Raw genomic sequence first — 18,021 nt, 5'->3', positions numbered from 1 at the left:
GCGCTCCTTAACGGGATGTATGGAACCAGCCGCTGCGCCACGCCACGAGGTCGCCATGCACGCAGGCATGATTGACGACCGAGACGTCGCGCGCGCACGCACTGACCGGATGACCGGCGACGCCGATGCGCGCCCCCGTCAGTCGCAGCAGACCGCCGGCCGACACGACGCCGTCGATGCAGCTCGCGTGGGCGAGCAACACGTCGTCGCGCGCGAATACCGCGCCGTGCAGCAACGCATGACGTTCGAGTTCGACGCGATGCGCCTTGACGCTGCCGCGCAGCACGCAGCCTTCGCCGAGGACGAGCGCGCCTTCGACGATCAGGTTGCCCTGCACGACCGTGTGCGCGGGCAGGCGAACGTCGCACGGCAGCAGGTAACGGCCGTGCAGGAAGCGATGCGGCAGCGATGCGAAGTGGCGGGTGAGCGAAATCGCGCGGCGCGGGGCGGCCGGTGTGTCCGCGGGTCGCGGGCCGGGCGCCGCGCCGAAGACGAGCGGCTCGCCATACAGGCACGCGAAGCCGCCGGCGCCGCGCAGGCGTACCGTGTCGCCGACCACGACGCCGCGCAGTACCGCGTCGTCGACGTCGATCAGCGGCGCATGCGCGAGCGTGCCGATCGTCGCACCGGCATGGATGTCGATGTACTCGTCGGCGAACGCGTACCCGGCCTGCGCACCTTCGTCGAGCGTGATCGTGCGATCGGCGTAGAGCACGTCGTCGCGATGCGCGTCACGTGCGACGTGGATCGCGTCCGCATGCTGCACGGCCAGCCCGAGCGTTTGCCACGGCGGCGCGGCCGACGCATCCGCCGGCGGCGTGCCGGCCACGTGCGCGCGCAGCGCGTCGTGCCAGCGCGCGGCGAGCAGCGCCTGATCGACGAACGGCCCGTCGCCGATCGGTAGCGCCGCGACGTCGCTGCGCCGGATCAGTTCATGCAGCATCGGCAGGAACGGCAGGGCGAGTACGCCGGCCACCGGCACCATCACATTGAAGGTCGTCATCGCTCATCGCTCCGGTTTCAACTGCCGGCGAAAACGCTCGGTCTTGTCCCATTTCAGTTCGCGGCGAAACGCGGCATCGAGCGCGAGTCCCCAGAGCGCGGAGACGACCGCCGCGATCGTCACGCAAAAGCCGACGACGTTGATTGGCACGAGCCGCAGGCGTGTCGCGCGGCCGTCGAGCCGCGCGGCGACGACGATCTCGAAGAACACGCCGAAGTTGCCGAAGGTGCTGAACGAGAAGAGCGCGAACAGCGACAGAAGCAGGCCGAGCGCGGTCGAGTTGACGCCGTTGAACAGGTAGAGCGCGAGCGCGGCGCTCCACGCGATCGCGAGCAGCGCCGGCATCGTGAACACGCCGAGCAGCAGTGCGCCGTCGAGCCGGCAGCGCCGCGAGATCAGCGGATTGCGCAGCACCGGCACCAGATAGCGCAGCATCGTCTGGTTGTGGCCCTTCGCCCAGCGGGTCAGTTGCCGGGCGCGGACGGCCCAGCGCTCCGGCACTTCCTCATAACATTCGGCGTGGTTGAGGTAGACCGTACGCCAGTCGCTCAGCAGCAGGCGGTAGGTCATGTCGGTATCTTCGGCGAGCGTGTCGTCGCACCAGCCGCCCACGGCATCGAGCGCACCCTTGCGGATGCCGCCGACCGTGCCGCCGTACTGCGGCACCAGGTCGAGATTGTTGCGGGCTTGCTGGTTGACCTGGTAGCCGCCCGCGCGCTCGAGATCGAGCAGCCGCGCGAGCAGGTTGCTGTCGGCGTTTTGCGGCACGACACGGCCCATCACCGCGCCGACTTCCGGATCGAAGAACGGCGCGACGAGTTCCTTCAGCAGCCCCGGTCGAGGCAGGTAGTCGGCGTCGAATACCACCATGATGTCGCCGCGGATGAACCGCAGCGCGTCCTTCAGCGCGGCTGCCTTGCCCGGCTTGCCGGTTTCGCGGTGAAACGGCTGGATCAGCTCGGGCGCGAGTGCCCGGACCTCGTCGATCAGCGCACGCGTGTTGTCGGTCGAGCGGTCGTTGACCGGGATGATCGTGAGCCGGTCGCGCGGGTAGGTCGTGGCCAGCAGCGCCATCAGGCAATCGACGATGACCGTTTCCTCGTTGTGGGCGGCGACGAATACCGTGAGCCGCGGCCAATCGCCGTGGGTCATCGTCCGGTAAGGCGCATGTTGCGGCTTGAACAGGCGGTCGAGGCTGAATACGTAATGCCGCGCGGCATACGCGCACGTCAGCAGCGTGAACAGCCACAGGTACGCCACGCACGGCATCAGCAGCAGCTCGGGATCGAACGTGATGCCCGGCGCGGTGGCGGGCGGCGGTTCGAGCGACGCGTCCGTGTCGGTCGAGGCCTGTGCGGCGAGCGAAAGCGTGACGCTATCGAGCGCGGTGCGCTCCATCGCGATCGCGAGGTTCGCGGCGTTCGCGGTGTTGGCGGCGGGCACGCTGAATTGGGCCGGTTCGGCAATCGCCCGCAATCCGGTGTCGCGCACGACCAGCGAGCAGGTCAGCACGATCAGCAGCAGGATGCCTTGCTCGCAGAGTGACGCCGTCCGCGTTTTCGTCATGTCCTGGTCCCCGTGCCCGCGACGACGACCGATGAGAGCTGAAGGCGCTCCGTGGATCGCGCGGTTGTCAATGGAAGGCGGTGACGCGTTCGTCGCACAGGGGCGGTTGTCGGTGCCCCGGACGGACGCGTCGCGTCGCCTCCCGGCTTCGTTGCTTTGGCGTCCCGTCTGTTTGCTGACGTGCGAGTGCTTCGGGACGCACCTGTCTGACATTAAGCAAGGCGTGCGCCATCTGCCGGCATGCCCCGCGCGACAAGGGGGCGAGCGCCGCAGGCGAATGCGGAAGGCGCGCGGGCGGCGTGTTTTGATTCACTGACGAATCAGCGCGCGCGCCGCATTCGACCCCGCGGGGGCGGTCGCACGCATTCGAACATGTTGCGTGGCGACCGGGGCGGTCCAACTTGTCGTGCCGCATTGTCGGTGCGGCTTGGCATGGCTGACCGTCGTGTGTCGTGCGTCGTGTGCGCGTCGGCCCGGCGCGCTGAACGAACGCCGCTTTCACATGAGACAAATGGACGGGAGTCCGATGTATTTGCCGGTTTGGGCGTGGCGTTACACATTCGCAACATTTCCCGCGCACCGATTCGTGTGAGGCAAGCACCGTCGTGTGCCAGGGAAATCCGGTGTGCGCGATGGTGGACGACGGTCGCGTGCGCGCTGCACGCTGTACAGACGAAAGCGGCGAATCGAGACGACGCAACGCGCGTCGAAAGATGCACGCCATTCGCCATGTCGCGTGCGCTCGACATGCATGCACGATTCCTCGGACGACGTCGTCAGACGGATCGTGCGCGCGTCCGGCTGTTTATCGTTGTCGCGCCGATCCGGCGATGCGCGTGCCCGTAGCAGTTGTGAAACATTCCGCGACGTGAGGTTTGCACGCGAAGGCCGCGGAACGAAGCGGGCCGGGAGGCGGGCCGGCTGGTTTGAATATTGCTGTAGTGGGAGGACCTGATGCTCGACGCAGCGAGGAACGGCTCATGACGTGAACGATCCAGGACGACGGGACGCCGGTAGTACGACGATTCGCGCGGCTTCGATCGTGCGAACGAGGTGGTGCGCTCGCCCCGCAACACCGCCGCGTGTTGATCGCGTGCGAGTACGGGATGCGCCGCCCGAATACATGCTTCGCGCCACGTGCCGGATCGCCAGGCGCGAAGTGGCTAAACGAGGATAACGATGAAGAAGATCTTGCTTGTGTTCGGGACTCGGCCGGAGGCCATCAAGATGGCGCCGCTGGTGCGCGCGCTGAAGGCGCAGGCGGATGTCGACGCCCGGGTGTGCGTGACCGCGCAGCATCGCGAAATGCTCGATCAGGTGCTGACGCTGTTCGACATCAAGCCCGACTACGATCTCAACCTGATGCGGCAAGGCCAGACGCTGACCGACGTGACGACCGGCATTCTGCAGGCGATCGGCATGGTCTTCGACGAATTGCGGCCGGACATCGTGCTGGTGCACGGCGATACGACTACCACGCTCGCGGTGAGCCTGGCGGCGTTCTATCGCTATCTGCCGGTCGGTCACGTGGAAGCCGGCTTGCGCAGCGGCGATATCTGGTCGCCGTGGCCGGAGGAACTGAATCGCCGCGTGACCGATGCGGTGTCGTCATGGCATTTCGCCCCCACCGGGCAGGCGCGCGACAACCTGCTGAGCGAAGGCGTGCCGGGCGGGGCGGTTTCGCTGACCGGCAATACCGTGATCGATGCGTTGCACGAGGTCAAGCGCATGCTGGATCGCACCACCGAGCTGTCGGCCAGGATCGCCGCCTACTTCCCGTTCCTTGAACCGTCGCGGCGCGTCGTGCTGATCACAGGCCATCGCCGCGAGAGTTTCGGCGAACCGTTCCGGCATTTCTGCGACGCGCTGTGCACGCTGGCGAGCCGCTATCGCGATGCGCAATTCGTCTATCCGCTGCATCTGAACCCGAACGTGCGGGAGCCGGCACGCGCACGGCTCGGCGGCGTCCCCAACATCTATCTGATCGAGCCGCAGGAATATTTGTCGTTCGTATTCCTGATGTCGCGCGCGTATTTCATCATCACGGATTCGGGCGGCATTCAGGAAGAGGGGCCGGCGCTCGGCAAGCCGGTGCTCGTCACGCGCGAGACGACCGAGCGGCCCGAAGCGATTCAGGCCGGCACCGCGCGGCTCGTCGGCACCGACCAGGAGCGGATCGTGTGGGAGGCGTCGAGGTTGTTCGACAGCGAGAGCGCTTACGAGGAAATGTCGCGCGCAAGCAACCCGTACGGCGACGGCCATGCGAGCGAGCGGATCGTTCATGCGCTGATGCGCACGCCCGGCGTGCCCACGAAGACGACGAGTTTCTCGATGGGCGCCGCGGAAATGCCGTTCAACGCGCTCACGCTCGGATTGCAGGCGCTGCGCTCGCCGTGAAGAAGGGCGAGCGGTAGCGCCTTCCGGCGCGTTCGACGCAGGCGTCAAACATCCGGTCCGGCCGCGAGGTCGGCCGGATGTTTGCACGTGGGCGGTCCGGAACGCACGGTCCCGATGCATTCGAAAGTCACGCCGTCGACACGTCCCGTTCCCCGCCATATTTTCTCCCCCGTTTGCCTAAAACTCCCGAATCGCGTCGATCCGACGTCAAATCCGAAATGGTTCGATAATGCGGACGGCGATCCATGCGGACGAGCGGCTGGCCGGCGTGACGTTGAAAGGTTGCGCGGGCAACCGGCCGACAGCATCGTTCGCAGCATCAGCCCGGCCGTGCCTGCATGCGACACGGTCGACGAAACGGCGCCACGCCTGCCTGATCGTTCGGAATGCGCCGCGCCGTTCGAATCCCCACTCGATGCCTGCCCGGCGGGTATCGCAACCAGGAGGTGAACGATGATCACGCTGTCCGTCAACGGTAGCGAGCAGCACTTCGACGGCAATCCCGACATGCCGTTGCTCTGGTATCTGCGCGATGTGCTCGGCCACACCGGCACCAAGTTCGGCTGCGGGATGGCGCTGTGCGGTGCGTGCACCGTGCATCTCGACGGCGTGGCGATCCGCGCGTGCATCACGCCCGTCGCCGTCGCCGCCGGCAAGCGCGTGACGACGATCGAAGGCTTGTCGACGGACCTCACGCACCCGCTGCAGCAGGCGTGGCAGGAACTGAACGTCGCGCAATGCGGCTACTGCCAGTCCGGGCAGATCATGCAGGCCGCGTCGCTGCTGAAGACGAATCCCCATCCGACCGACGCCGACATCGACGATGCGATGTCCGGCAACATCTGCCGCTGCGGCACCTATACGCGCATTCGCGCGGCGATCCGGCTGGCCGTGCGCCGCGGAGGTGCCGCATGAGCGCGCCCGACCTCTCCGTGCACAACGCAAGTCGTCGCGCGCTGCTGCTGGGCTTCGCATCGGGCGGGCTGTTGCTCGCGTTCGGCGTGCCGTCGCTCGCACAGGCGGCCGCGCCGGTGCAGCCGCCCGTCAGTGCGAATCCGCAGTATGGCGGCGCCGGGATGCCGCATGGCTTGCGCGACGATCCGAACCTGTTCGTGGCGATCGCACCGGACGGCACCGTCACGGTGACCTGCATCCGCTCCGAGATGGGGCAAGGCGTGCGCACGAGCGTGGCGCTCGTGGTGGCCGACGAGCTCGGCGCGGACTGGGCGCGCGTGAAGGTCGCGCAAGCGGTGGGCGACGAGCCTCGCTACGGCAACCAGAACACCGATGGTTCGCGCAGCCTGCGCCAGAGCTTCGCCGCGTTGCGCCGCGCGGGCGCGGCCGCGCGCACGATGCTCGAGCAGGCCGCGGCAGCGACGTGGGGTGTCGACGTGCGACAGGTGAAGGCGACGGTGCACGAGGTCGTCGACACGAAAACCGGACGCAAGTTCGGCTTCGGCGAACTGGCCACGAAAGCCGCCGCGCTGCCGGTGCCCGATACGAAAAGCGTGGCGTTGAAGGCGCCGGCCGAATTCCGCTATATCGGCAAGGGCAAGACGGCGCTGATCGACGGACGCGACATCGTCGGCGGCCGGGCGCAGTACGGGATCGATACGCGGCTCGACGGCATGCTGTACGCGGTCGTCGCGCGCCCGCCGGTCTACGGCGATACGGTGGCGTCGTTCGATGCATCGGCTGCCGAGAAGCTGCCGGGCGTCGTGAAGGTCGTGCAACTGACGTCGACGCCGCTGCCTTCCGGCTTCCAGCCGCTTGGCGGCGTGGCCGTGATTGCGCACGATACGTGGACGGCCATCCAGGCACGCGCGCAGTTGAAGATCGACTGGAAGCACGGACCCAACGCGGGCTACGATTCGGCCGAATATCGCAAGGCGCTCGAAGCGGCCGCCGCGCAGCCGGGCGACGTGATCCGCAACGACGGCGACGCGGCGGCGGCACTCGCCGGCGCGGCGAAACGCGTGCGCGCGACGTACTACATTCCGCATCTCGCGCACGCGACGATGGAGCCGCCAGCGGCCGTCGCGCGGGTGGCCGACGGCCGCTGCGAAGTATGGACCTGCACGCAGGCGCCGCAGACCACGCGCGACGAAATCGCGAAGGCGCTCGGTTTGCCGACGGAGCGCGTGACGGTCAACGTGACGCTGCTCGGCGGCGGGTTCGGCCGCAAGTCCAAGCCCGACTACGTGGTGGAAGCCGCGCTGCTGTCGAAGGCGGCCGGCGCGCCCGTGAAGCTGACCTTCACGCGCGAGGACGACATCGCGCACGACTACTTCCACGCCGTGTCGCTCGAAGCGTTCGACGCCGGAATCGATGCGTCGGGGAAGGTGGTCGCGTGGCAGCATCGCACGGTCGCGCCGTCGATCCAGTCGACGTTCCGGCCCGGCGTCGTGCACGAGCAGCCGGGCGAGCTCGCGCAAGGCATCGCGGATCTGCCGTTCGCGATTCCGAACGTGCGGATCGAGAATCCGGCCGCGCAAGCGCACACGCGGATCGGCTGGTTCCGCTCGGTGTACAACATCCCGCATGCGTTCGGCATCCAGAGTTTCGTGTCGGAGCTCGCGCATGCGGCCGGCCGCGATCCGAAGGATTTCCTGCTCGACCTGATCGGGCCCGCGCGGCGTTTCGAGCCGCACATCACGGTGAAAAACGTGAACTACGGCGAGGACCCCGCGCTGTATCCGGTCGATACGGGGCGACTGCGGCGCGTGGTCGAGACGGTCGCGCGCGAAGCCGGGTGGGGGCGCAAACTGCCGAAGGGGCACGGGCTCGGGATCGCCGCGCATCGCAGCTTCGTGTCGTACACGGCCGCGGTGTGTGAAGTGCAGGTCGAGGCGGACGGGAAGATCTCGGTGCCGCGCGTCGACATCGCGATCGACTGCGGGCCGCAGGTCAATCCGGAGCGCGTGCGTTCGCAGCTCGAGGGCGCGGTGGTGATGGGGCTCGGCATCGCGCTGCACGGCGAGATCACGTTCAAGGACGGCCGCCCGGAGCAGAGCAACTTCAACGGCTTCCAGGTGCTGAGAATGAATGAGGCGCCGCGCGAAATCCGCGTGCATCTCGTCGCGCCGGACGATTACGCGACGCCGCTTGGCGGTGTCGGCGAACCGGGCCTGCCGCCCGTCGCGCCGGCGCTGACCAATGCGATCTTCGCGGCAACCGGCACGCGCATCCGCAGCCTGCCGGTGGCCGATCAGCTCGCGAAATCGCAGGCCGGTTGACGCAGCATCTGTCCCGCGCCGGGCCGCATCGTGTGGCCCGGCTCACTTCGAGCCCTGAACGAGGAGCATGACGTGACCTCATCCGATGTCAGTCTGGAACAGACGATTTCTCCCGCCGAATGGGATACACGAGTCAACCTGGCGGCCGCGTACCGCCTCACCGCGCTGTTCGGCTGGGACGATCTCGTGTTTACTCATATTTCCGCGCGCGTGCCGGGCCCCGAGCACCACTTCCTGATCAACCCGTACGGGATGATGTTCGACGAGATCACGGCGTCGTCGCTGGTCAAGGTGGATCTCGACGGACGCAAGGTGTCCGAATCGCCGTACGAGATCAACCCGGCCGGCTTCACGATCCACAGCGCGGTGCATGCGGCACGAGACGATGCGCAATGCGTGATGCACACGCATTCGATCAACGGCGTGGCCGTCTCGGCGCAGGAAGGGGGCTTGCTGCCGCTGTCGCAGCAATCGCTCGGCGTGCTGGCGTCGCTCGGTTATCACGACTACGAGGGCATCGCGCTCAACGAGGGCGAGAAGGCGCGCCTCGTGCGCGACCTCGGCGGCAACACGAACCTGATGTTGCGCAACCACGGGTTGCTGACCGTCGGTGCGACGCCGGCCGATGCGTTCGTCGCGATGTACTTCTTCGAAACGGCCTGCATGATCCAGGTACGCGCGCAGGCGGGCGGCTCGACGCTGCTGCCGATCGCGCAGCCGATTCTCGACGGCATCAAACAGCAGATCGCCGCGGTCACGCGCGGGATGGGCGCCGGGGCGCTCGTCTGGCCCGGATTGCTGCGCCGGCTCGATCGGCGTAATCCCGGATACGCGGACTAGCTTGCGCGTCGTTGTCGTTTGCGAACGACCGTGCTAAATTCCTGCCAGCGCTTGCAGTCACGCAACCCATCATTCGGCTGACACGGCCGGCACCCCGGGAGGCAGCACGATGAGTCTGTTGATGTCGCGACGCGATCTCGCGTTCCTGCTGTATGACTGGCTCGACGCCGAAGCGCTCGTCGCGCTGCCGCGCTACGCGGAGCACAGTCGCGAGACTTTCGACGCGGTGCTCGACACCAGCGAGCGGATCGCCGAAGACCTGTTCGCGCCGCACGCGGCACGCGGCGATCGCGAGGAGCCGCGGTTCGACGGCGAACGCGTGACGCTGATTCCCGAAGTCGAACCGGCGGTGCGCGCGTTCGCGGACGCCGGCCTGATCGCCGCGGGTCACGACGAAGCGCTCGGCGGAATGCGCTTGCCGAAGCTGGTCGAAGCCGCGTCGTTCCTGTTCTTCCAGGCCGCGAACATCGCGACCGCCGCATATCCGTTCCTGACCGTCGCCAACGCGAACCTGCTCGTCGCGCACGGCAGCGCCGCGCAGATCGACGCGTTCGCGCGCCCGGAGCTGGAAGGGCGCTTCCTCGGCACGATGTGCCTGTCCGAACCGCAAGCCGGCTCGTCGCTGTCCGACATCGCGACGCGCGCCGATTTCGAAGGCGATTCGCCGCTCGGTCCGCGCTACCGGCTGACCGGCAACAAGATGTGGATTTCCGGCGGCGAGCACGAGCTGGCGGAAAACATCGTTCACCTCGTGCTCGCGAAGATCCCCGACGAACATGGCCGGCTGCAGCCCGGCACGCGCGGCATCTCGTTGTTCATCGTGCCGAAGTTCCTGACCGGTACCGATGGCGACGCGAACGGCGAGCACAACGACGTCGTGCTCGCCGGGCTGAACCACAAGATGGGCTATCGCGGCACGACCAACTGCCTGCTGAATTTCGGCGAAGGCACGCGTTATCGGCCGGAAGGGCGCGCGGGTGCGATCGGTTATCTGGTCGGCCGGCCGAATCATGGCCTCGCCCACATGTTCCATATGATGAACGAGGCGCGTATCGGGGTCGGCGCGGGCGCGGTGGCGCTCGGCTACACCGGTTATCTGCACGCGCTCGACTACGCGCGCAACCGTCCGCAAGGGCGCCCGCTCGGGCCGGCCGGCAAGGATGCGGCCGCGCCCCAGGCACCAATCGTCGACCATCCGGACGTGCGGCGCATGCTGCTCGCGCAGAAGGCCTATGTCGAAGGCGGGCTCGCGTTGATCCTGTACTGCGCGAGGCTGGTCGACGAAGCGCGCGCGCACGACGATGCGGCGGTGCGCGCCGAGGCCGCGCGCCTGCTCGACATCCTGACGCCGATCGCGAAGAGCTGGCCGTCGCAGTGGTGTCTTGCCGCGAACGATCTCGCGATCCAGGTGCATGGCGGCTACGGCTACACGCGCGACTACGCGGTCGAACGGCTCTATCGCGACAACCGCCTGAATCCGATTCACGAAGGCACGCATGGCATCCAGGCGCTCGATCTGCTGGGCCGCAAGGTGACGCAGGACGACGGCGCGTCGCTGCGCGCGCTCGATGCGGGGATCGGCGCGACCGTCGAGCGCGCGCGAGCACTGGATGCCGGCGCGTGCGAGCAGGCGGATGCGTTGGCACGGCGTTGGGCGAGACTGTGCGATGTGACGCATCAGTTGAGCGCGATCGGCGATCCGCAGACACGGCTCGCGAACGCGAGCGTGTATCTCGAAGCGTTCGGCCATCTCGTCGTCGCGTGGCTGTGGCTCGACGTGACGCTCGCCGCGCACGGGCACGACGGCGATTTCCATGACGGCAAGCGTGCGGCGGCCCGTTACTTCTTCCGCTGGGAACTGCCGAAGGTGGATGCGCAGCTCGACCTGCTGTCGAGCGTCGACACGACGACGCTCGACATGCGCGACGCGTGGTTCTGACCGTGGCTTCAACGACATTCCGGAATACCGACGATCTTGCCGAGGCCGATGGCCATCGTATGCTCATCGTGAACCGGCCGCGCGGGGATATCCCGCACACCGTACCGATGCACGGCCACGCCGCGCAAGGAGAGAAGCGCATGAAAGCCCTGTTGTGTACCGCATTCGGCCCGATCGACCGCTTGCGTATCGAGGACGTCGCGATTCCCGAACCGGCCGCCGGGCAGGTCCGGATCCAGGTGAAGGCCGCGTCGCTCAATTTTCCCGACGCGCTGATCGTTCAAGGTTTGTATCAGGTGAAACCGGCGCTGCCGTTTTCGCCGGGCGCCGAGTTTGCGGGCGTGATCGACGCGGTCGGTGCGGGCGTCACCGCGTGGCGGCCCGGCGATTCGGTGATGGCGTTCACGGGCCACGGCGGGTTCGCCGAGCAGTGCGTGGCCGACGTGCATCAGCTCGCCGCGCTGCCGCCGGGCATGACGTTCGAGCAGGGCGCGGCGCTCGTGCTTGCGTACGGCACGTCGCTGCATGCGTTGCAGCAGCGTGCGCGCCTGCAGGCGGGCGAGACGCTGCTCGTGCTGGGTGCGGCCGGCGGCGTCGGGATCGCCGCGATCGAGATCGCGAAAGCGCTCGGCGCGCGCGTGATCGCGGCGGCATCGAGCGCGGACAAGCTCGCACTGTGCCGCGAAGCGGGCGCGGACGAGACGATCGACTACGCGACCGAGGACCTTCGCCGCCGCGTGGACGAACTGACCGGCGGGCGCGGCGCCGACGTCGTCTACGATCCGGTGGGCGGCGCGTACAGCGAAGCGGCACTGCGCGCGACCGCGTGGCGCGGCCGGTTCCTCGTGGTCGGTTTCGCGGCCGGCGAGATTCCGAAGATCGCGTTGAACCTTGCACTGCTGAAGGAGCGCGACATTCTCGGCGTGTTCTGGGGCGATGCGGTGCGGCGCGACCCGGCACAGCATGCCGCGAACATGCGGCTGCTCGCCGAATGGTTCGCGGCCGGCAAGGTGCGGCCCGCGATCACCGAGCGCGTGTCGCTGGACGGCGCGGCCGACGCGATCGCGCGGATGGCGAACCGGCAGGTGAAGGGCAAGGTGGTGATTTTTCCGGACGCGTGATCCGGATTCGCCGCGCGGCGATTCGATGCAGGCCGGGCGGCGGGTTTTTCACGACGGCGGGCGCGGCGCGCGAGCGGGTGTAGAGCGTTGCGATTCACTACACCGGCGCGCAATGTCGATCGGCGGTGAAACGGACAACGCGCCGCCTTCGTCAGTCGATTCAATCCTTCGGCAAACGCAGCGTGTCGAGTGCATGCTGCGAAAACTCGACCCAGAACCGCTCGTTCGCGATGCCGGCCTGCAGCACCAGATGCTGCAGGCGCTTCGTGCGTGAATCGCCGGCCGCCGGGTCGCCGGCCGCCACAAAGTCACGCGCCTCGATCTGCAGATACAAATCCAGCTTCTCCTGATGCAGCGCGATGCGCCGCCGGATCTCGTCCTCGAGGCCGGCCGGCCCGAGCACGGCTTCCGCGCGCAGGCGCACCATCAACGCTTCGCGCAGCGGCGTCGGATCTTCCGGTTCGGCGATCCAGCGTCGCAATTCCTTCTTGCCGGCCGGCAGGATTCGGTACGCACGCTTGCGGCCGCGACCGGACTCGGCGGGCAGCGATTCGATCCAGCCCATTTCCTCCAGGCGCCCCAGTTCGCGATAGATCTGCTGGTGCGTCGCCTGCCAGAAATAACCGATCGAGCGATCGAAGCGATCGGCGAGCTCGGACCCCGAACCGGGGCGTTCGGCGAGGGCGGTGAGAAGCGCGTGCGGCAGGGACATGTCGGATCGAAGGAGGCGGCGCAATGATCCGCATCTTGCCATATCGGGGCCGCAGCACAAACGACGCGGGTGCTTTTATGCAACATGTTGCATAAACAAGGCTGACGAGCTACCATCAATGCAACTTGTTGCATAAACATGGAGACACCCGATGGCTTCCCGTTATCCGCATTTGACGACCCCGCTCGAACTCGGGTTCACGTCGCTCAGGAACCGCGTGTTGATGGGGTCGATGCACGTCGGCCTGGAGGAAGCGCCGAACGGTTTCGAGCGGATGGCCGCGTTCTATGCGGAGCGTGCGCGCGGCGAGGCCGGCCTGATCGTCACGGGCGGTTTCGCGCCGAACGAGCGCGGCCGTCCGGCGCCCGGCGGCGCGATGCTGACGACCGAAGCGGAAGCCGAACGCCATCGCGTCGTGACGCGCGCGGTGCACGCGGAGGGCGGCAGGATCGCGTTGCAGATCCTGCATTTCGGGCGCTACGCGTATCACCCGGCGCTCGCGGCGCCCAGTGCGCTGCAGGCGCCGATCAACCGGTTTACGCCGCATGCGCTGACGAGCGACGAGGTCGACGAGACGATCGCCGATTTCGTGCGATGCGCGGCGCTCGCGCAGCATGCGGGCTACGACGGCGTCGAGATCATGGGGTCCGAGGGCTACCTGATCAACGAATTCATCGCCGCGCGCACGAACCATCGCGACGACGCATGGGGCGGCGCGTACGAGAACCGTATCCGCTTCGCGGTAGAGATCGTGCGGCGTGTGCGCGAGCGTGTCGGCACGAACTTCATCGTCATCTACCGGCTGTCGATGCTCGATCTCGTCGAAGGCGGCTCGACGCTCGACGAGGTGATCCGGCTCGCGCAGGCGATCGAGGCGGCCGGCGCGACGATCCTCAATACCGGCATCGGCTGGCATGAGGCGCGCATTCCGACCATCGCGACCAAGGTGCCGCGCGCCGCGTATGCGTGGGTAACGCGGCAACTGATGGGCAAGGTCGGCATCCCGCTCGTCGCGACCAACCGGATCAACACGCCGGAAGTCGCCGAGCAACTGCTCGCCGACGGCTATTGCGACATGGTGTCGATGGCGCGGCCGTTCCTCGCCGATGCCGAGTTCGTCCGCAAGGCGCGGGAAGGGCGCGCGGACGAAATCAACACGTGCATCGGCTGCAACCAGGCGTGCCTCGACCATACGTTCAGCGGCAGGATCACGTCGTGCCTCGTGAATCCGCGTGCGTGCCATGAAACCGAGCTCGTGATCCACCCCGCGCCGCGCCGCAAGCGGATCGCGGTGGTCGGCGCCGGGCCGGCCGGCCTCGGCTTCGCGGTCACGGCGGCCGAACGCGGTCATGCGGTCACGCTGTACGAAGCGGGCGCCGAGATCGGCGGCCAGTTCAACATCGCGAAGAAGGTGCCCGGCAAGGAAGAGTTCAACGAGACGCTGCGCTATTTCCGCCGGCAGATCGAATTGCGCGGCATCGCGCTGCACGTCAACACGCGCGCGACCGCCGAGATGCTGCTGCAGGGCGAATTCGACGAAGTGGTGATCGCGACGGGCGTCGTGCCGCGCACGCCGCCGATCGACGGTATCGGGCATCCGAAAGCGCTCGGCTATCTCGACGTGCTGCGCGACGACAAGGCCGTCGGCCGCAGCGTCGCGATCGTTGGCGCGGGCGGCATCGGCTTCGACGTCGCCGAATATCTCGTTCACCGCGACGGCGGCGAACGTGTCGACGCAAACCGGTTCTTCAGCGAATGGGGCGTCGACCGGTCGTATGCGAATGCCGGCGGGCTGGGCGACGCGCGGCCCGAACCGGCGGCGCGGCACGTGCATCTGCTGCAGCGCAAGGCGTCGAAGGTCGGCGACGGGCTCGGCAAGACCACCGGTTGGATTCACCGCGCGGCGCTGAAGGCACGCGGCGTCGGGATGTCGTCGGCGGTCACGTACCGGCGCATCGACGATGAAGGTCTTCACGTGACGATCGACGGCGTCGAGCAGACGCTGCCGGTGGACAACGTGGTGATCTGCGCGGGGCAGGAGCCGTCGCGGGAACTGGCGGAGCAACTGCAGGCAGCCGGATGCCGCGTGCATCTGATCGGCGGCGCATGCGAGGCCGCCGAACTCGATGCGAAGCGCGCGATTCACCAGGGCACGACGCTGGCCGCGACCCTTTGATACCGATTCGTTTCTGTGTTCCACCCAACAACGTTACTGGAGACTGCGATGACGCACTCGCCGCTGAATGTACATCCCGCCGTCGCGAAATCGCTCGACGCATGGCACGCGATGGTCGAACGCAAGGATTTCGGCGCGCTGGAATCGATCGTCCATCCGGACGCCACGTTCCGTTCGCCGATGGCGTTCAAGCCATACGGGCCGGCGCCCGCGCTGCTGATGGCGCTGCGCACGGTGATCACGATCCTCGAGAACTTTACGTATCACCGGCAGTTCGCGACCGACGACGGCAAGAGCGTCGTGCTGGAGTTCGGTGCGACCATCGGCGACAAGGCGCTGAAGGGGATCGACATGATCCGCTTCGATGACGACGGCCGGATCGTCGAATTCGAGGTGATGATCCGGCCGTTCAATGCGTTGCAGGCGCTCGGTGCTGAAATGGGCGCGCGGCTCGGGCAGCAGTTGCCGGCGTTCAAGACCGGCGGGTGAGCGGGGTGGCGGCTGGCGTGCAACCGGCTTGCGGCCGTGTTGCCGGGCCCGGCGCGTGCGGTCGTGCGCGGCTTCGATGAGGCGCGGCAAGCGCGCGTGCGCTGCAGGCGTTCATGCGTTCATGGCACGCAACGAGCCGCAGCCGACAATCCGTGGGAGGAGTTCGGTTGCCCGCCGTAGACGCGCGGAGCGGCCACTCAAGCTGTCAAAATCCCGACGGATCAAGTTGATATATTGTATCATCTGACGTTTTCGTCGCCGGACGGCCGGGTGCCCGGGCCGCTCGCGTGCGACGACATCCAACGAAGATCGATACGACGTGACGAGAACCGGACACACCCCGGCGCGCGGGGAGCGGCGCCATGCCGCATCGCGCCGGACCACAGGCGCTTGGCGCACGCGCGCGGCATGCAGTTGCACGACCTTGCTGGGCTGCGCGATGGCCACGACCGGCGCGCTGGCAGCCGAAGCCGCCGCATCGACGCAGGACGACCGGCACGCGCTGCCGGCGATCAACATCACTGCATCGTCTGCTTCATCCGCACCGGCCGATCCGCTGACGCAACCGCTCGAAACGGGCTCGCGGCTCGGGCTCGCCAGTCTCGACACGCCTGCGAGCGTCGAAACCGTCACGGCCGATACGATCGACGCACGCGGCGATCGCACGGTGCTCGACGCGGTCACGCGCACGGCCGGCTTTGCGAGCGCGATCGCACCGGGCACCGGCGGCACCGCCCTGAGCGTGCGCGGCTTCAGCGGGCAGGAATCGGTGATGACGCTGCTCGACGGCGTGCGGCTGATGCCGGCGGCCGGCACGATCACGTTTCCGTTCGACACGTGGTCGGTCGCGCGCATCGAGGTGCTGCGCGGGCCGGCATCGGTGCTGTACGGCGAAGGGGCGATCGGCGGGGTCGTGAACGTGGTGCCGAAGCGGCCGCGGCGCACGCGCGAGACGACGCTGCAGGTGGGCGTCGGCCCCGACGGCGCGAAGCGCTTCGCGTTCGATACGACGGGCGCGCTCGGCCCGCGGCTGTCGTACCGCTTCCATGCGAGCGACGCACGCGCGAACGGTCTCGCCGAGCGGGCCGACACCCATACGACGGCCATCGGCGGCGCGCTGACATTCGACGTGAGCGCGCAGCTCACGCTGACGCTCGACTACGACTACGGGCGCCAGATGCCGGCGACATACTATGGTGTGCCGGCACCGAACGGCGTGCCCGATCCGTCGCTGCGCAAGCTGAACTACACGGTCGGCGATGCGACGATTTCGTACTACGACCAGTGGACGCGCCTGTCGGCCCGCTACCGGCCCGCGCCCGGCGTGACGATCGACAACCAGCTCTACTACCTGACATCGAACCGTCACTGGCGTAACGCCGAGTCGTATGTGCTCGATCCTGCGATCGCGCGCGTCACGCGCGGCGACTATCTCGACATCGGCCACCATCAGCGGCAGATCGGCGATCGGCTGAGCGCGCGTTTCGACGGGATGCTGTTCGGTCGCGCGAACCGTTTCGTCGTCGGCACGGAATTCAGCCAGACCACGTTCAGCGGTACCAACAATTCGCCGTATGGCGGCGAAACGACGGTACCGGCGCACGGCTTCGATCCCGGCGTGTTCACGAGCCCGGACCCGACCGTGCCGCAGTTCAGCACGCGCGCACGGCAGGCGGCGGTATTCGCGGAGAACCGGCTCGAGGTGCTGCCGCGGCTCGCGTGGGTGAGCGGCCTGCGCTACGACCACATCGCATTCAGCCGCGAGCAGGCGGCGACCGGCGCGGGCTTCGACAAGCGGTTCGCGAACGTCGGCTGGCGCACCGGTTTCGTGTTCGATATCGCGCCGACGTTTACCGCCTATGCGCAGTACACGACGGGCGCGGAGGGCGTCGGCTCGCTCGTGACGCTGTCCGCGTCGCAGATAAACGTACGGCTCGCGACCGGCGAACAGTGGGAAGCCGGGCTCAAGCAGACGCTGCTCGACGGTCGCGCGTACTGGACGGTCGCGGTGTACGACATCACGAAGCGCAACCTGCTCAGCACCGATCCGTTCAATCCGGCGCTGCGCCAGCAGGTCGGCCGGCAGTCGTCGCGCGGCGTCGAGTTGGCCGGCGGCGCGCGGCTGTCGCACGGCTGGACGATCGATGCGAACGTCGCGCTGCTGCGTGCGCGCTACGACGCATTCAACCAGGCGGTCGGCGGCGCGACGGTGTCGCGGGCCGGCAACGTGCCGTCCAACGTGCCGCAGCAGACCGCGAACCTGTGGCTCGGCTGGGCATTCGCCGAGCGCTGGCACGCGAATGCGGGCGTGCGTTACGTCGGCGCGACCTACGGCGACGATGCGAATCGCGTGCAGGTGCCGTCGTATACGGTGTTCGATGCGTCGCTGCGCTGGCAGCCGACGTCGCGCACCGAGCTCGCGCTGTATCTGCGCAATCTCGCGAACCGCATGTACGCGGTGACGACGTCGAACGGCGGCGAGCAATGGCTGCTCGGCCCGTCGCGCTCGGCGGAGCTCGTCGCGACGATGCGCTTCTAGGGC

Annotated in this window: 12 protein-coding genes; 9 read left to right on the top strand and 3 right to left on the bottom strand. The window is 67.7% G+C overall.

From position 1 onward, the window contains the following. Positions 1 to 7: 7 nt before the first annotated feature. Together HWX07_RS33515 and HWX07_RS33510 are read right to left on the bottom strand one after the other, a co-directional pair. Positions 8 to 1,003, bottom strand: coding sequence for a polymer-forming cytoskeletal protein (locus HWX07_RS33515; RefSeq protein ID WP_175879229.1), 996 nt, complete (start codon positions 1,001 to 1,003; stop codon positions 8 to 10). A 3-nt stretch (positions 1,004 to 1,006) separates the two neighbouring features. After that, on the bottom strand, positions 1,007 to 2,569 hold the full coding sequence (locus HWX07_RS33510) for a glycosyltransferase (RefSeq protein WP_175879228.1): 1,563 nt from the start codon (positions 2,567 to 2,569) through the stop codon (positions 1,007 to 1,009). 1,179 nt (positions 2,570 to 3,748) lie between these two features. Between HWX07_RS33510 and wecB the strand changes: the two genes are divergently transcribed. The 6 genes from wecB to HWX07_RS33480 all read left to right on the top strand — a co-directional run bounded on the left by wecB (position 3,749) and on the right by HWX07_RS33480 (position 12,102). Then, entirely contained in the window at positions 3,749 to 4,966 is a 1,218-nt protein-coding gene (gene wecB, locus HWX07_RS33505; protein WP_175879227.1) for a UDP-N-acetylglucosamine 2-epimerase (non-hydrolyzing), read from the top strand. Between the two features lie 453 nt (positions 4,967 to 5,419). After that, positions 5,420 to 5,881 carry a (2Fe-2S)-binding protein gene (locus tag HWX07_RS33500; RefSeq protein ID WP_012328270.1) on the top strand — a complete coding sequence of 154 codons (462 nt, stop codon included), beginning with the start codon at positions 5,420 to 5,422 and terminating at the stop codon, positions 5,879 to 5,881. Beyond that, a complete protein-coding gene (locus tag HWX07_RS33495) occupies positions 5,878 to 8,202 on the top strand; it encodes a xanthine dehydrogenase family protein molybdopterin-binding subunit (protein WP_175879226.1) in 2,325 nt (774 codons plus the stop codon). Before HWX07_RS33500 ends, HWX07_RS33495 begins: the two co-directional genes overlap by 4 nt. A gap of 72 nt (positions 8,203 to 8,274) precedes the next feature. Next, positions 8,275 to 9,042 (top strand): class II aldolase/adducin family protein, encoded by a 768-nt coding sequence (locus HWX07_RS33490; RefSeq protein WP_175879225.1) that lies wholly within the window; start codon positions 8,275 to 8,277, stop codon positions 9,040 to 9,042. A 109-nt stretch (positions 9,043 to 9,151) separates the two neighbouring features. After that, positions 9,152 to 10,981 (top strand): acyl-CoA dehydrogenase, encoded by a 1,830-nt coding sequence (locus tag HWX07_RS33485; RefSeq protein ID WP_175879224.1) that lies wholly within the window; start codon positions 9,152 to 9,154, stop codon positions 10,979 to 10,981. Positions 10,982 to 11,121: 140 nt separating this feature from the next. Next, complete coding sequence (locus tag HWX07_RS33480) at positions 11,122 to 12,102, top strand: NADPH:quinone oxidoreductase family protein (RefSeq protein WP_034174594.1); 981 nt, start codon at positions 11,122 to 11,124, stop codon at positions 12,100 to 12,102. A 160-nt stretch (positions 12,103 to 12,262) separates the two neighbouring features. Here HWX07_RS33480 and HWX07_RS33475 read toward each other — a convergent pair whose 3' ends face one another. Continuing rightward, positions 12,263 to 12,814 (bottom strand): PadR family transcriptional regulator, encoded by a 552-nt coding sequence (locus HWX07_RS33475; RefSeq protein ID WP_012328275.1) that lies wholly within the window; start codon positions 12,812 to 12,814, stop codon positions 12,263 to 12,265. A gap of 151 nt (positions 12,815 to 12,965) precedes the next feature. Between HWX07_RS33475 and HWX07_RS33470 the strand changes: the two genes are divergently transcribed. The 3 genes from HWX07_RS33470 (at position 12,966) to HWX07_RS33460 (ending at position 18,018) form a co-directional block, all read left to right on the top strand. Then, positions 12,966 to 14,990 carry an NADPH-dependent 2,4-dienoyl-CoA reductase gene (locus tag HWX07_RS33470; RefSeq protein WP_175879223.1) on the top strand — a complete coding sequence of 675 codons (2,025 nt, stop codon included), beginning with the start codon at positions 12,966 to 12,968 and terminating at the stop codon, positions 14,988 to 14,990. A gap of 48 nt (positions 14,991 to 15,038) precedes the next feature. Next, on the top strand, positions 15,039 to 15,479 hold the full coding sequence (locus HWX07_RS33465) for a nuclear transport factor 2 family protein (RefSeq protein ID WP_074800251.1): 441 nt from the start codon (positions 15,039 to 15,041) through the stop codon (positions 15,477 to 15,479). Positions 15,480 to 15,918: 439 nt separating this feature from the next. After that, complete coding sequence (locus HWX07_RS33460; protein ID WP_175879222.1) at positions 15,919 to 18,018, top strand: TonB-dependent siderophore receptor; 2,100 nt, start codon at positions 15,919 to 15,921, stop codon at positions 18,016 to 18,018. Positions 18,019 to 18,021: the final 3 nt, after the last annotated feature.

Origin of the sequence: Burkholderia sp. BCC0097, from assembly GCF_902832985.1 — a bacterium.
Lineage (GTDB): Bacteria > Pseudomonadota > Gammaproteobacteria > Burkholderiales > Burkholderiaceae > Burkholderia > Burkholderia orbicola.
This window is presented reverse-complemented; position numbering and strand designations above follow the sequence as displayed.